This window comes from Ciceribacter ferrooxidans (assembly GCF_004137355.1).
Taxonomy (GTDB): domain Bacteria; phylum Pseudomonadota; class Alphaproteobacteria; order Rhizobiales; family Rhizobiaceae; genus Allorhizobium; species Allorhizobium ferrooxidans.
Genome location: NZ_SDVB01000323.1, coordinates 1 through 642, shown reverse-complemented (window position 1 = coordinate 642; position 642 = coordinate 1). Strand labels below are relative to the sequence as shown.

The window sequence follows — 642 nt, the reverse complement described above, 5'->3', positions numbered from 1 at the left end:
TAATCCTCTACAGTATCCTGCATTTGTCTTAGTTCTGAATCTAAACGAGACTTGTCATTTATAATTGAATCTAGTTGTCGTCGCATGCCATTAATGTAGGTTTCGAAAAGAGGCTCAATGTTTTTTTTAACTGTCTTCACCCCCTGTTCTTGCAAAAGGCTCCATTTGGTTTCCAGCACTCTGTTCTGTTGTTCTAAGAGACGGACTTTGTCAATGAAGGAGGCAAATTTGTTGTTCAGGGTCTTGATTTGTTCTCTTTCCTCTACTCGGACTTTCTGGATGTTTGGATCAATTTCCAAATTGAGTGGGGCTAACAGACTCTGGTTAATAGTAACTTCTTGGATGCCTCCTGGAGGGCACACAGGGAAGCCCTGACCACCGCCAAATCCAGAACCTAGTCCTCCACCAAATCCATAGCCTTGTCCTCCACCAAATCCAGAGCCTAGTCCTCCACCAAACCCTGACCCGCTTCCACCTCCGGAGCCAAATCCATAACGGGACTGTGAGCCAAAGGAAATTCTTTTGTTTCCTCCTTGACCCTGGAGACTTCTGCTGCCAAAGCCACCACCAACGCTAACACGGCCAGAGCCTGAACCACCACTGCCGGAACGGTTGACAGATAGTGAGCTGAAGCTGCTCCGG

The 642-nt window shown here is 47.4% G+C and carries 1 pseudogene; it reads right to left on the bottom strand.

The features are described from left to right. Positions 1-642, bottom strand: a pseudogene (locus tag EUU22_RS26005) (hypothetical protein); the annotation flags it as partial.